The 14478-nt window shown below is 65.2% G+C and carries 14 protein-coding genes; 12 read left to right on the top strand and 2 right to left on the bottom strand.

Going from position 1 to position 14478, the window contains the following annotated elements:
• The first annotated feature begins 36 nt into the window (after positions 1–36).
• From topA to C5F46_RS01360, 6 genes are all read left to right on the top strand, one after another.
• A complete protein-coding gene (gene topA / locus C5F46_RS01385; protein ID WP_107323575.1) occupies positions 37–2664 on the top strand; it encodes a type I DNA topoisomerase in 2628 nt (875 codons plus the stop codon).
• 121 nt (positions 2665–2785) lie between these two features.
• Positions 2786–3481, top strand: a complete 696-nt coding sequence (locus C5F46_RS01380) for a CoA transferase subunit A (protein WP_107323574.1) — start codon at positions 2786–2788, stop codon at positions 3479–3481.
• Positions 3482–3484: 3 nt separating this feature from the next.
• The gene (locus tag C5F46_RS01375) at positions 3485–4114 is read left to right on the top strand and encodes a 3-oxoacid CoA-transferase subunit B (RefSeq protein WP_107323573.1); all 630 of its coding nucleotides are present in this window, start codon (positions 3485–3487) and stop codon (positions 4112–4114) included.
• 102 nt (positions 4115–4216) lie between these two features.
• On the top strand, positions 4217–5227 hold the full coding sequence (locus C5F46_RS01370; protein ID WP_107323572.1) for a lysylphosphatidylglycerol synthase transmembrane domain-containing protein: 1011 nt from the start codon (positions 4217–4219) through the stop codon (positions 5225–5227).
• Positions 5208–6515 carry an FAD-binding oxidoreductase gene (locus C5F46_RS01365; protein WP_107323571.1) on the top strand — a complete coding sequence of 436 codons (1308 nt, stop codon included), beginning with the start codon at positions 5208–5210 and terminating at the stop codon, positions 6513–6515. Before C5F46_RS01370 ends, C5F46_RS01365 begins: the two co-directional genes overlap by 20 nt.
• On the top strand, positions 6512–7249 hold the full coding sequence (locus C5F46_RS01360; protein ID WP_107323570.1) for an SDR family oxidoreductase: 738 nt from the start codon (positions 6512–6514) through the stop codon (positions 7247–7249). The genes C5F46_RS01365 and C5F46_RS01360 overlap by 4 nt, the downstream gene beginning before the upstream one ends.
• Position 7250: 1 nt before the next feature.
• On the opposite strand, the gene C5F46_RS01355 is transcribed toward C5F46_RS01360, so the two are convergent.
• Both C5F46_RS01355 and C5F46_RS01350 read right to left on the bottom strand, forming a co-directional pair.
• Positions 7251–8669 (bottom strand): UbiA family prenyltransferase, encoded by a 1419-nt coding sequence (locus tag C5F46_RS01355; RefSeq protein ID WP_235820045.1) that lies wholly within the window; start codon positions 8667–8669, stop codon positions 7251–7253.
• Between the two features lie 10 nt (positions 8670–8679).
• Positions 8680–9513: a lytic transglycosylase domain-containing protein gene (locus tag C5F46_RS01350; RefSeq protein ID WP_107323568.1), complete on the bottom strand. Its 834-nt coding sequence runs from the start codon at positions 9511–9513 to the stop codon at positions 8680–8682.
• Between the two features lie 351 nt (positions 9514–9864).
• Between C5F46_RS01350 and C5F46_RS01345 the strand changes: the two genes are divergently transcribed.
• From C5F46_RS01345 to C5F46_RS01320, 6 genes are all read left to right on the top strand, one after another.
• The gene (locus C5F46_RS01345) at positions 9865–10056 is read left to right on the top strand and encodes a hypothetical protein (protein WP_107323567.1); all 192 of its coding nucleotides are present in this window, start codon (positions 9865–9867) and stop codon (positions 10054–10056) included.
• Between the two features lie 199 nt (positions 10057–10255).
• Positions 10256–10504: a Flp family type IVb pilin gene (locus tag C5F46_RS01340; protein WP_107323566.1), complete on the top strand. Its 249-nt coding sequence runs from the start codon at positions 10256–10258 to the stop codon at positions 10502–10504.
• Positions 10505–10696: 192 nt separating this feature from the next.
• Entirely contained in the window at positions 10697–10891 is a 195-nt protein-coding gene (locus tag C5F46_RS01335) for a Flp family type IVb pilin (protein ID WP_107323565.1), read from the top strand.
• Positions 10892–11151: 260 nt separating this feature from the next.
• Positions 11152–12021 carry a Flp pilus assembly protein CpaB gene (cpaB, locus tag C5F46_RS01330; RefSeq protein WP_107323564.1) on the top strand — a complete coding sequence of 290 codons (870 nt, stop codon included), beginning with the start codon at positions 11152–11154 and terminating at the stop codon, positions 12019–12021.
• Between the two features lie 190 nt (positions 12022–12211).
• A complete protein-coding gene (locus tag C5F46_RS01325; RefSeq protein WP_107323563.1) occupies positions 12212–13615 on the top strand; it encodes a type II and III secretion system protein family protein in 1404 nt (467 codons plus the stop codon).
• A gap of 4 nt (positions 13616–13619) precedes the next feature.
• Positions 13620–14276, top strand: coding sequence for an OmpA family protein (locus C5F46_RS01320; protein ID WP_107323562.1), 657 nt, complete (start codon positions 13620–13622; stop codon positions 14274–14276).
• Positions 14277–14478 lie beyond the last annotated feature (202 nt).

Here is a 14478-nt window from a genome sequence, read left to right as displayed (position 1 = left end):
CCCATAGCGCAGGTTCCGTTCGCCCAAGAGGAAGTCATGGCCGTTGTCGTCGTCGAATCCCCCGCCAAGGCCAAGACAATCAACAAATATCTCGGCTCTGACTATACCGTTCTGGCATCCTTCGGCCATGTCCGCGACCTGCCCGCCAAGGATGGATCGGTCGATCCGGACGATGGCTTTGCGATGAAATGGGAGGTTGCGGCGGACAGCAAAAAGCACATCCGCGCGATTACCGAGGCACTGAAGACCGATGACGAACTGATCCTTGCCACCGACCCCGACCGCGAGGGCGAGGCGATTTCGTGGCACCTGCAAGAGGCGCTGGCCTCCAGCCTGAAAAAGGGCAAGAAGGTCAGCCGCGTCACCTTCAACGCAATCACCAAATCCGCCGTGACCGAGGCGATGGCCAAGCCACGGCAGGTCGATGTGGCGCTGGTCGAGGCCTATCTGGCCCGCCGCGCACTGGATTATCTGGTGGGCTTCAACCTGTCGCCGGTGCTGTGGCGCAAACTGCCGGGCGCGAAATCGGCGGGGCGGGTGCAATCGGTCTGCCTGCGGCTGATCGTGGAACGCGAGATGGAGATCGAGGCGTTCCGCGCCCGCGAATACTGGACCGTCACCGCAGCGCTGGTTACCCCGCGCGGGCAGGAATTCAGCGCGCGGCTGACCGTGCTGGGCGGCAAGAAGCTGGACAAATTCGATATCGGAACCGCCGAGGCGGCCGAAATTGCGGTGCAGGCTGTCACAAATCGAACCTTGGTGGTGAAATCGGTCGAGGCAAAGCCCGCCAGCCGCAACCCCTGGGCGCCGTTCATGACCTCGACTCTGCAACAGGAGGCCAGCCGCAAGTTCGGCATGGGCGCCAAGGCCTGCATGAGCGCGGCGCAGCGGCTGTATGAGGCGGGGCATATCACCTACATGCGGACCGATGGCATCGACATGGCCCCCGAGGCGGTGATGGCCGCGCGCGACGAGATCAAGCGCCGCTTTGGCGCCGACTACGTCCCCGACAGCCCGCGGATGTACAAGAACAAGGCCAAGAACGCGCAGGAGGCGCATGAATGCATCCGCCCCACCGACATGAGCCTGTCGCCTGACCGGCTGCACGCCGAGGGCGACCAGAAAAAGCTGTATGACCTGATCTGGAAGCGCACCATCGCCAGCCAGATGGCCGCTGCCCGGATGGAGCGCACCACGGTCGATGTGGCCAGCCCCGACGGTCAGGTGGAATTGCGCGCGACCGGGCAGGTGGTGCTGTTTGACGGCTTTCTCAAGGTCTATGATCAGGGCCGCGACGATGACGAGGGCGACGACGGCGCCCGCCTGCCGCAGATCATGCAGGGCGAGCCTGCCGACAAGCGCAGCGTCGTGCCCGAGCAGCATTTTACCCAGCCGCCCCCGCGCTACACCGAGGCGACGCTGGTCAAGCGGATGGAAGAACTGGGCATCGGCCGCCCCTCGACCTATGCCAGCATTGTCACCACGATTCAGGATCGCGGCTATGTCACCAAAGACAAGAACCGCCTGATCCCGCAAGATACCGGACGGTTGGTGACGGCGTTCCTGTCAAACTACTTCCGCAAATATGTGGAATACGATTTCACCGCCGATCTGGAAGCAGAGCTTGACGATATCTCGGCAGGGGACCGGCATTACAAGGATGTGCTGGCCCGGTTCTGGCGCGATTTCTCGGCGGCCATCGCGGAAACGTCGGAATTGCGCATCACCGAGGTGCTGGAAAAGATCGACGAGGTTCTGGCGCCGCATCTCTACCCGCCGCGGGCCGATGGGAGCGACCCCAAATCCTGCCCGGTCTGCGGGGCGGGGCGGCTGAACCTGAAAACCGCCCGCGGGGGCGGCGCCTTCATCGGCTGTTCGAACTATCCCGAGTGCCGCTATACCCGGCCCCTGTCGGCACCGGGCGGCGACGAGGGCGCGGCGATCGCACCTGATGGCAACCTTCTGGGGCATGACGAGGATGGCCAGCCTATCAGCCTGCGCGCGGGCCGCTTTGGCCCCTATGTGCAGAAGGGCGAGGCAACTGCCGATGCGCCCAAGCCGCCGCGCGCCAGCCTGCCCAAGGGCTGGGCGCCCGAGACGCTGACGCTGGAGCGCGCGCTGAGCCTGCTGAACCTGCCCCGCCAGATCGGACTGCACCCCGAAGATGGCGCCCCGGTCGAGGCGGCGATCGGTCGCTTTGGGCCTTATGTAAAACACAACGGCACCTATGCGAACCTGCCCGATGTCGAAGAGGTGTTCACCATCGGCATGAACCGCGCGGTGGAGGTGCTGGCGCTCAAGGCGGCGCGCGGGCCGGGCCGCGGTGCCGCTGCGCAACCGCTGAAAGAACTGGGTGAACACCCCGACGGCGGCGCCATTCAGGTGATGCCGGGCCGCTACGGGCCTTATGTGAAATGGGGCAAGGTCAACGCCACCCTTCCGAAAGGCGTGGAACCCGAGGCGATGACGCTGGAAGAGGCGCTGCCGCTGCTGGCCGAAAAGGCCGCCAAGGCGCCGAAAAAGGCCACCCGCGCCAAGGCCGCGGCAAAACCCAAGGCCCCCGCCAAGGCCAAGACTGCGGCCGAGCCCAAGGCTGCCGCGAAACCCAAGGCTGCAGCCAAGCCCAAGGCGGCGGCAAAACCCAAGGCCGCCAAGGTGCCCTGACCCGACCGGAGGTGGCAAAATTTTTCGGACGAAAAATTTTCGCCCGCCCCCGCCGCGGCGCGGCAATTGACAGCGCGGCGCCCCTTCGCCACAACTTTCCCAGACCGATGGGGAGGTATCCATGAAGAAGGTTTACGCATCCGCTGCCGAGGCCCTTGACGGCCTGCTGCGCGATGGAATGAGCATCGCCGCCGGGGGCTTCGGCCTCTGCGGCATTCCCGAATTGCTGATCGACGCGCTGGTGGACAGCGGCGTGAAGGATGTGACGATCGCCTCGAACAACTGCGGGGTGGACGGCTTTGGTCTGGGCAAGCTGCTGGATACGCGCCAGATCAAGAAGATGATCTCGTCCTATGTCGGCGAAAACGCCGAATTCATGCGGCAGTATCTGTCGGGCGAACTGGAGCTGGAATTCAACCCGCAGGGCACGCTGGCCGAACGGATGCGCGCGGGCGGCGCGGGCATTCCGGGGTTCTACACGAAAACCGGCGTCGGCACGGTGATTGCCGAGGGCAAGGAGCACAAGGATTTCAACGGCGAAACCTATATCCTTGAAACCGGGATCGTGGTCGATCTGGCGATCGTGAAGGCATGGAAGGCCGATACCTCGGGCAACCTCGTGTTCCGCAAGACCGCGCGCAACTTCAACGTGCCCGCCGCCACCTGCGGGCGTGTTTGCGTGGCAGAGGTCGAGGAAATCGTGCCGGTGGGCAGTCTGGACCCCGACTGCATCCACCTGCCTGGCATCTATGTGCACCGGATCATCACCGGCACGCATGAAAAACGAATCGAACAGCGCACTGTGCGGGAGGGCTGACACATGGCTTGGGACAGAAACCAACTGGCTGCGCGCGCCGCGAAGGAACTGCAAGACGGGATGTATGTGAACCTCGGCATCGGCATTCCGACGCTGGTGGCCAACTACATCCCCGAAGGCGTGACCGTCACCCTGCAATCGGAAAACGGGATGCTGGGCATCGGCCCCTTCCCGACCGAGGACCAGGTGGACCCCGATCTGATCAACGCAGGCAAGCAGACGATCAGCGAACTGCCGCATTCGGCCTATTTCGACAGCGCCACCAGTTTCGCCATGATCCGCGGCGGCAAGATCGCCATGGCAATTCTGGGCGCCATGGAGGTGTCGGAAAAGGGCGATCTGGCAAACTGGATGATCCCCGGCAAGCTGGTGAAGGGCATGGGCGGCGCGATGGACCTTGTCGCCGGGGTGAAACGCGTGGTGGTGGTGATGGATCACACCAACAAGGCAGGCGAATCCAAGGTGCTGCGCGAATGCACCCTGCCCCTGACCGGCAAGGCGGTGGTGGACCGGATCATTACAAACCTTGGCGTTCTGGATGTGGGCCACAAGGGGCTGCACATTGTTGAACTGGCCGATGGCGTGACCGAGGCCGAACTGCGCGCCGCGACCGAGGCGACCATTGTCGACTGACCCCCGCGCGGGCGGCTCTGTGCCGCCCGCAGCCTTGGGAATTGTTCGTCGGGTCGAAACATTTCCATATTCCTGCCTAGGTCTGTCGCCAGACAGTGCGGCATGACAGCCCGACGCCCGATCTCTTCTGCCCCCGCCCCTGCGCCGAACCGGCGCCTGCGCGATGCTGCGCTGATGGCCGGACTGATCGCGCTGGTGGCGTTCGGCCTTGCCGCGCTGGCCGCCGCGACCGGCTGGGAGGAAACCTTGGCCCAGATCGCGCGGCTTTCGCCCGCGCTGATGGCCGGGCTGCTGGCATTGTCTGGCCTGAACTATCTGGCCCGCGGGCTGCGCTGGCACGTCTTTGCCCGCCGTCTCGGGCTACGGCTGGGGCTGGCGCAGAACCTGCGCCACTTTCTCGGCGGCTTTGCGCTGAGCGTGACACCGGGGCGGCTGGGCGAGCTGGTGCGGATGCGCTGGATCGCGCGGGAAACCGGCTGGCCGCTCGAACGCGGCGCGCCGCTGGCACTGATGGATCGGGCCGCGGATCTGGCGGCGATGGGGCTTTTGCTGGCGCTCTCGGTCGCGCTGGCGGCGGGGGGCATGGCGGGCGCTGTGCCGGTGGCCATCGCGGCTGCGGGTGCGGCTGTGCTGGTGACGCGACCGCGGCTTTTGGCCGGTGCGGTTACCCTGGCCTTTCGCGCGCTGGGCCGGGCGCCGCGGCTGTTTGCCCGCGCGCGGAATGCCGCGCGCTCGCTTGGGCGGTTCAGCCATGGGCCGACGCTGGGCCTTGCGCTGGCGCTGGGCGGGCTGGGCTGGCTGGCCGAAGGGTATGCCTTTCACCTGCTGCTGACTGCCATGGGGGCCGACATCGGGCTGTGGCGGGCGGTTGCGATTTTCATCTTTGCCACGCTTGCCGGGGGCCTGACCGGGGCGCCGGGCGGTCTGGGCGGCGCAGAGGCGGCGATGGTGGCGCTGCTGGCGCTTGACGGTGTGGGCATGGAGATTGCGCTGCCCGCAACGGCGGTGATCCGCCTCACGACACTCTGGTTTGCCATCGTCATCGGGCTTACCGTCTTTCCTGTTGCCGAACGGATTTCAAAAAGGCCACGACATGCGCTGGAAAACGCTTGAGTATAGCGGCTGGGGCCGCAGTCACCGTGCGCGCGGCGATCTGGCCCGACCCGAACGCCGGGCCGATCTGGCGCGGATTTGCGCCGAAACCCCGGCACCTGCGATCGGGATGCGCCGGTCCTACGGCGATGCGGCCACCAATGATGCCGGTCGCGCCATCGACATGACCCGGCTGGACCGGATGACGGGATTTGATCCCGACGCCGGGCTGCTGGAGGTGGAAGCGGGCACGCGGCTGGGCGAAATCGCGGCGGCGCTGGCGCCGCGCGGCTGGCTGCCTGCGGTGCTGCCGGGCACCGGCTTTGCCACTGTGGGTGGCGCCATCGCGCAGGATGTGCACGGCAAGAACCACCACCACGCGGGCAGCTTTGGCCAGCATGTCGAAAGCCTGACCCTGTTGCAGGGCGGTGCGACGGTCGAGGTGGCACCGGGCACCGACCTGTTTCTCGCGACCCTTGGCGGTCTGGGCCAGACCGGGGTAATCGTGTCGGCGCGGCTGCGGCTGATGCGGGTTCCGGGGGCTGCGATGGAGGTGCGAGAAACCCGCGCCGCCCATTGGTCCGATCATCTGGCTGCGCTGGAGCGGTCGGACGCGCCCTATTGCGTGGGCTGGATCGACGCCACCGCGACCGGCGCCACGCTGGGCCGCGGCATCGTCGAAGAGGCGCGCCACAGCGCCGGGCCGGTGGCGGCGCAGACCCGCGCGCGCAAGGTGGCGCTGGATGCGCCCGGCCTTGCGCTGTCGGCGCCGGTGGTGCGGGCCTTCAACGCGGCCTATTTCAACCGCATTCCGCCCGCTGGCCGCACCCGGCTGCGCGCGCTGCCCGATTTCTTCTTTCCGCTGGACCGGCTGCACGACTGGAACCGGCTATACGGCAAGCGCGGCTTTCACCAGTTTCAATGCGTGGTGCCGCCGGGCGCCGCCAAGGCGCTGCGCGAAATGCTGGAGGCTGTGGCGGCCTCGGGCCTTGCATCGCCGCTGGCGGTGCTGAAGCGGATGGGGCCGGGGCGGGCCGGGATGCTCAGCTTTCCGATGGCGGGCTGGACGCTGGCGATAGATTTTCCCAACGGTCCCGCCGCGCGCGACCTGATCGCCCGGCTGGAGGCGATGGCGCTGGCGGCAGAGGGGCGGATCTATCTGGCCAAGGATGCGCTGGCCGCCCCGGCCACGATCCGCGCGATGTATCCCGAACTGGGGGCTTGGGCGCACGAGGCCGCCCGTGCCGACCCGCAAGGCTATCTGGCCACCGACCTTGTCCGCCGCCTGCAACTGAGAGCCCCCGCATGAGCGACACCTGGATCATTCTTGGCGCCACCTCGGCGATGGCGCGCGCCTTTGCCCGCAGCCTTGCCGCAGAGGGCGCGGGCCTGCTGCTGGCCGGGCGGGATGGCGCCGAACTGGCGCTGCTGGCCCAAGACTGCCGCCTGCGCGGCGCGCGGCTGGCCGAAGCCATGGCGTTTGATACCCGCGATGCCGCAACCTTCGCCGCATTGATCGCCCGCGCCGCGGCCGAACCCGGCCCGATCAGCGCGGCGGTATTTGCTGGCTCGATGCCGCCGCAAGCCGCGATCGACGCCGACCCCGCGCTGATCGAGGGGGTGGTCGCGGACAATTTTGCAGGCCCCGCGCGGTTCCTGCAGATGCTGGCACCCGTGATCGAGGCGCGAGGCGCGGGCACCGTGGTGGGCGTGGGTTCCGTCGCGGGAGACCGCGGGCGGCTGGGGAACTATGTCTACGGCGCGGCCAAGGCGGGATTTCACGCCTATCTGTCGGGCTTGCGCAACCGGCTGGGCCGCGCCGGCGGGCATGTGGTGACGGTCAAGCCCGGCTTTGTCGATACCGCGATGACATGGGGGCTGCCTGGCATGTTTCTGGTCGCCCGCCCCGAAGCGGTGGCCGCCGACATTCGCAGCGCAATCTTGCGGCGGCGCAACGTGATCTACACCCCGTTCTTCTGGCGCTGGATCATGCTGATCATCCGCACCATCCCCGAGCCGATCTTCAAGAAGCTGAAAATCTAGCCTAGCCGAACCACTGCCCCCACAGCCCGGCGGCCCAGAACATCAGCGCAAGCGTCAGCATCACGAGGCCCAGCCCCAGCTTGTCGCGCATCGCAAAGACGATCGGATCATGGTCCTGGCGGCCCATCCAGCCCAACGCCACCATCCGCACCAGCCAGACGCCGATCGGCAGCATCGCCAGCCACATCAACCAACTGTCGGGATAAAGCGCGCGGCCCTGTTCGGACAGGCTGTAGAGGAAAAAGATCAGCAGTGCGCCAAACACGCCCAGCCCCGCGACGTTCAGCAGATCGGCCCGGTCTGCGCGCCCATAGCCGCGCCCCGGCAGCCGCCCCGCATCGGGCGCCAGCGCCAGCTCGGTCAACCGCTTGACACAGCCAAGGGTCAGAAAGACCGGGAACACAAAGATCAGCATGTAGAGCGAGGCGGCAATGCCGCCCGCCGCCGCGCCCGCCACCACGCGCAGCGTGTATAGCCCGGCCAACGTCGCCACATCGACCCAGCGCGCGCGCTTGAGCCGGAGCGAATAGGCCAGCGATGTGACCATGTAGAGGATCAGAACCCCCAGAAAGGCCATGTTCAGCGCCGCACCGATCATCAACGCCACCCCGCCCAGCCCAAGGCAGGCCAGCATCCCCACCCCGATCGGTACCGCTCCGGCGGCAAAGGGGCGGCGGTGCTTGACCGGGTGCAGGCGGTCGGCCTCCAGATCCAGCAGATCGTTGACGATGTAGATGGCCGAGGCGGCGGCCGAAAACGCCACGACCCCCAAAAGAACCGGCAGCAGCGTGGCCATGTCAAATTGATGCGCGGCGATCATCGGTAGCAGCAAGAGCACGTTCTTGACCCATTGATGCGGTCGCAAGGCGCGGGCCAGCGCCCGCACCGACCAGCCGCCGGGCAAGTGCTGAACCGGGCGCCCGGCTGCGGCCAGGGCACGGGCGCTGGCCGCATCGCCCACCACCAGCGCGGTTTCGGCCTGATCCCACACGGCGCGGTCGGCCGGCTCGTTGCCCGCATAGTCAAAGCCGCGCGGGCCAAAGGCCGCCACCAACGCCTGCGCCTTGACCGCCCCCTTGAGGTTGACGCCCTCGCCCGAGGCAAAGACCCGCGGCGACAGCCCGTGATCGGCGGCCAGACGCGCCACCAGCCCGCGATCGGCGGCCGAGGCCAGAACCACCTCGCGCCCCTCGGCCATGGCGGCGGCGGCGCGGGCAGCCACATCGGGGTTGACGGGCAAAAGATCGGTGCGCAATTGCGCCAGCGCCGCCAGTTCGGCCTTAAGCTGCGGCCGGTCGCGCAGGTGGCGCAGCGCGGCGAGAGTGGCCAGCGGATCGCGGCCCAGCGCGCCCCAGAAACATTCCAGCAGCATGTCGGTGCGCAGGAAGGTGCCGTCCACATCCAGAACCAGCGGTCGCATCGTCACCGACCTAGCCCTTGACCGCAAAGACGCAGCCATCGCTGACCAGTTCAGGCGGCGACAGGCACAGCCCCCGCGCCACGCCCCAGGCGGCCAGAACCTTGGGCACATAGGCCCGCGTTTCGGCATAGGGCGGCACGCCGCCGTTCTGCTTCACCGCATTTTCACCCGCGTTATAGGCCGCCAGCACCATCAGCGGGTCGCGGTCAAATTCCTTCATCAGCCAGTTCAGATAGGCCACGCCACCGCGGATGTTCTGCGCCGGGTCGGTGCTGTCGGCCACCTTGAACCGTTCCGCCGTGGCCGGGATCAACTGCATCAGCCCGACCGCCCCCGCCGAAGACACCGCCTGCGCCTGCCCGCCGCTTTCGATGCCGATCACCGCCAGCACCAGCGCGGGCGACACCTCGGTGCCGATCGTGGCCGCCAGAATATCGCGGCCGTGGCGGTTGGCGATGTCTTGCAGATGCGCCAGCCGCGGCGCGGGCACGCCCTTGCCCTCGGGGCCCTGCGACAGCGCCGCCAGCGCCTTGGAGAACCGCCCGGCGCGGTCGCCGATGCCGGGCGACACCTGCCCCCAGAACCAGTCAAACGGCATCGGCCCTGTCGGGCCGGGTGCCGCCTCGGGGCGGATCGGGTGTTCGGGCGGCGGCATCACCGAGGCCAGCATCCGCGCCTGTTCGGCCGGGTCTATCTGAATAGTCAGGCGTTTGGCCTGGCCGGGCTTGGGCAAGCCCACCCGTTTGAAGGTGAAATCGGGATAGGGCTGCGGGCCGTCCTCGGCCAGGGCCGGAACGGCAGCCAGCGCCGCACAAACGGCGATCATGGGGGCCAATGGGCGCATGGGTGCGATCCTGCTCTGTCGTCTGTTGCGACTTTGGGCAAGTGTCCCAGAAATCGCGGCGCGGAGCCAGCGTTTCGGGCGCCCAGCGCCATATTCCGGTCGCAACTCGGCATTGGCGCAACAGCGCGAACCGGAAAAACGCCGGGACGCAAAAACTATACGTTTTTATTTCAACGCCTTAAAATAAACTAATGAAAAATTAACGGCTTCGCCAAAATGTCCGATGGCTGCCAAATTCGGGCCACGATTCAGGGGCCATATAGGGTCATACCGCGACGGAACGGGTCAGACGAAAGACAAAGACCCAGACGACCCGCAGCGGCAGAAACCTTAACCCGATGGAGAACCCCCATGAAAGCCTTCAAAATTCTGAAAAAGTTCAACAACGAAGAAGACGGCGCCGTGACCGTTGACTGGGTTGTGCTGACCGCCGCCGTCGTCGGCCTGGGCCTGGCCGCGCTGAGCGTGATCCGTGGTGGCGTGAAAGACCAAACCGGCAAGATCAACGACGTGCTGACCGCCGAAATCGTCAAGACGTTCTGAGGTGGCTTTGGCCGCTGTCTGATCGCAGCAAGGGGCCGTGCCGCAGGGTGCGGCCCTTTTCACGAGGCGGGGCCAAGGGATTCATGCCGCGGGCAGATCAGGCCCGCCCCCGGACGACATCACAGATCAGGTAAAGTGACAGTATCAGAACCACTCTGGCCAAGGCAGATGGCCGCGCCATGAGAGGAAAGGAGCCAGGATGAACGTCTTTAAAATCTTGAAGCGGCTGGAGCGCGATGAAGACGGCGCCGTAACCGTTGACTGGGTCGTGCTGACCGCCGCCGTCGTGGGCCTGGGCCTGGCTGCGCTGGCCGTCGTCCGTGGTGGCGTGGGCACCCAATCCACCGCGATCAACAATGCGGTTGGCGGCGATATCATCAACACCTCGTTTGGGGATGGTGATGGCGGTGATGGCGGTGATGGCGGTGATGGCGGAGACAACGGCTGATCGCTAGTCATTGCACAACAAACGGGGCCGCGCCACAGGGCGCGGTCTTTGCACATGGTCAGGGCGGAATCCTTGTGAACACGCCGACGACAAAATGCCGCCATGATCTTGGTGAATGGTTGTAAGTGTTAATGATGGAATCAACAGGCCCGACGCCGATCAGTGTCTGCCTCATGTGGAAAGGACCCGGAAATGAAGATCTTCAGAATCTTGAAGCGTGTGGAGCGGGAAGAAGACGGCGCCGTGACCGTTGACTGGGTCGTGCTGACCGCCGCGGTTGTCGGGCTTGGCATTGCCGCGCTGAACGTCGTTCGCGGCGGCGTCGGCTCGCTGACCAGCAAAATCGCCGACGAACTGGAAAACGACATCATCACCACGGCATTCTGACGGTGATTGCAGCCCGCGCCCGAAGGCCAAGCGTGGCCCAAGGCGCGGCGTTGCCCTGTGCCAGGCCGACATGATCCCGCAGGCCCTGGCCGGTGCGGGGTAGTGTTGTTTTTCAAACGCAGATCGCGGCCATGATCACGCGCACCCTCAAATTGGCCACAAATAGCTTTATCTTGGGCCATGGTTGCGCTTCATGACACAAGCTACGACGAGGCGCGCAAGTTGAACTGCGGGTCGGAAACGGCGGAAAGGGTGACAGAATGCGCTTGGTGTTCGGGTTGGTGCTGCTGCTCGGGATCGCCCTTGCGGGGTTTGCGGTCTACATGGCGCAGGGCTTTATCGCGCAGACGCAGATGGAACGCGACATGCTGCTGGCCGCACAGGCGCGGGCACCGCAACTCGTCGATGTCGTCGTGATCAAGCGCCCGCTGAAATATGGCGAACGCTTTTCCCCAGCAGATCTTGACGTGGTCAAGGTGCAGGCGGGAAAGGTGCCCGAAGGCACATTCGCAACGATCATCGCCCCGCAACCGCAGGCACAACAGGCCCGCGCCGTCTTTGTCGAGGGCGAAACCCGCCCACGGGCCACGCTGCGCAGCCTGGCGGCCTATGAACCGCTGCTGGCAACCAAGATCACCGCGCCCGGCGTGGGCGCCGGCATCACCGCCAGCCTTGCGCCCAACATGCGGGCATTCACGATCAGCGTCGATGCGACATCGAGTGTTTCGGGTTTCTTGCGACCGGGCGACCGGGTTGATGTGTATTGGTTTGGCCGCTCTGGCGACCGCGAGGTGTCAAAACTGATCGACACCAACCTGAAACTGATCGCCATCGACCAAAGCGCCGACGCGGACCGCGCGGCAGAAACGGTGCAGGCGCGCACGGTCACCGCCGAGGTGACCTCGGAACAGGTGGCCGCGCTGACGCTGGCACAATCGACCGGGCGGCTGACGCTGGCGCTGGTCGGCACCGGCGATGATACCGCCGTCGGCGCCATCGAGATCGACCGCAACCGCCTGCTGGGCATCGAGCGCGCAGAGATCGTTGAAACCGAAGCGCCCAAGGTCTGCACCATTCGCACCCGCAAGGCGGGCGAGATGATCGAAACCGAAATTCCCTGCCCGGATTGAAAGTCCCGGATTGGCCCGATCCGGCAGGCGTTGCACGATTCCCACCAAATTGCGCGAAAGACAGGTGCCAATCGTTTGATTATTGCAAAACTTTTTCATCTCACTCATCCTGCGAACGGAAAAGGCTGCAAAGGCCGCTCAATCGGGCGCAAGATCCGACAAGAAACGTGATCGGAGAGGCAGGATCACAATGAAAGTACGAGCAATATTCGGGGCTTGCCTGCTGGGCACTTCTCTTGTGATCGGGGCGGTCATGCCTGTCAGCGCAGAAACGCTGCGTGTGATGTCGGGGTCCACCTCCAGCCCGCTGAACGTGCCTATGAACCGTGCCGTGGTGGTCGAAAGCGATCAGCCCTTTGCGGAATTGTCGATTGCCAACCCCGGCATCGCCGATATCACCACCTTGTCGGACCGCACCATCTATGTGCTGGGCAAAGTGCCCGGTCGCACGACGATGACGATCCTTGGCCCCGACGGCAACCTGATCACCAACGTCGAGGTGCAGGTCACCCCCGACATCGGTGAATTCAAGGAACGCCTGCGCCAGATCCTTCCGGGCGAGCCGATCGAGGTGCGCACCGCAAACGATGGTATCGTGCTGTCGGGCACAGTATCCTCGACAGCGAAACTGGATCGTGCGCTGGAACTGGCGCAACGCTACGCACCCGACCGTGTCTCCAACCTGATGAGCGTGGGCGGGACCCAGCAGGTCATGCTGAAGGTGCGGTTTGCCGAGATGCAACGCTCGGTGTCGAAAAATCTGTCCGCGTCACTGGGGATCGCCTCGGCTGGCAGCGACGGGGTTTTGTCGGGCGCAAACAACAATATCAACGGCATCAACGCGATCTTTGATGGCTCGACCATTCCGTTGGGCGGCAAGTCGCTGGGCGGGATCGGCACCGGGTTTTCGATTGGGGAGGTCGGGATTGCGGTCCTGCTGGAGGCGCTGGAGGCCAAGGGCATGGTGCGGACACTGGCCGAACCGAACTTGACTGCCCTGTCGGGGCAAGAGGCGAAGTTTCTGGCGGGGGGCGAATACCCGATCCCGGTTTCCAGCGATGATGGCATCACCATCGAATACAAACCCTTCGGCGTGGAAATGGCCTTTGTTCCACGGGTGGTCGATGGCGACATCATCAACCTGGAAATTCAGGCTGCCGTTTCGGCGATCGACACCACGGTGACGGTGGCTAATGGTGGCTTTTCGGTCAATGCCTTCAAGCGGCGCGATGCGCAGACCACGGTTGAAATGCGCGACGGCGAGAGTTTTGCCATTGCCGGGTTGTTGCAGGACGATTTCACCGACCTGAATTCACAGATCCCGTGGCTGGGCGATGTGCCGGTGCTGGGCGCGCTGTTCCGCTCGGCGGCCTATGAACGCAAGCAATCGGAACTGGTGATCATCGTCACCCCGCATCTGGTCACGCCGACCCGCGGCGAGGCGCTGGCGCTGCCCACCGACCGGGTCCGCCCACCCAGCGAAAGCGAACTGTTCCTGCTGGGCCGCACCTCTGCGGGGGCACGCAATAGCGGCCCCGCAGCAGAGGTGGCGCGGCAGGACTTTTCCGGCTCTTATGGCTATGTGATGGAGTAAGGCGATGCAGGTTTCCGGCAGAATCGTCGTTCTGGCACTGGCCCTTTCCGGCCTTGCGGGGTGCAACCCCGCCACCTTCAACGCAGAGGCCGGTTCGCAGCTTGACGGCGGCAATTTCGGCAACGCGACGATGAACAACACCCTGATCCAGTCAGGTCATCGGGATTACACTGTCAACCTGAACCAGCGCTTTGCAGCCGAGGTGCCCAGCACCGTCAACTTTGCCTTCGACAGCGCTGTGCTGGATGGCACCGCACGGGCGGCGCTGGTGCGCCAGGCCGACTGGATTCGCCAGTTCCCCGAGGTCCGGTTTCGCGTCTATGGGCACACCGACCTTGTCGGGTCGGAAGGCTATAACAAGGCATTGGGAATGCGGCGCGCCCACGCCGTGGTCAACTTTCTGACATCGCAGGGAATTTCCCGCTCGCGGCTGGAGGCTGTGGTGTCTTATGGCAAAACCCGGCCGCTGGTTTACACGCCGGGCGAAGACGTGCGCAACCGCCGCACAGTCACCGAGGTCTCGGGCTTTGTGAACAGCCATCCGATGGTCTTGAACGGCAAATATGCCCAGATCATCTTCCGCGATTATGTGGAAAGCGCCGCCTGGCAACAGCAGGGTGGCAAGACCGATCAGGCCGTCACCGGCCTTGGCGGCAACTGACGCCTTGCGCCCCGGCCAGCATTCAGGCCGGGGGCCTGCGCTGCCCAAGATCGTGTAAGCAAACCGCACAATTACGGTTTTTTGGCCCCAATGTCGCCAAGATTAGCTGCAACTCTGAAACTTGGCAGGAGTGGCGCGCGATCTGTGATGCGCCAGATGGCCGCGCTGGGGCGTTGACGAAAAACATGGCAAGCGACCATCA

Origin of the sequence: Phaeovulum veldkampii DSM 11550, assembly GCF_003034995.1 — a bacterium.
Lineage (GTDB): Bacteria > Pseudomonadota > Alphaproteobacteria > Rhodobacterales > Rhodobacteraceae > Phaeovulum > Phaeovulum veldkampii.
This window is presented reverse-complemented; position numbering and strand designations above follow the sequence as displayed.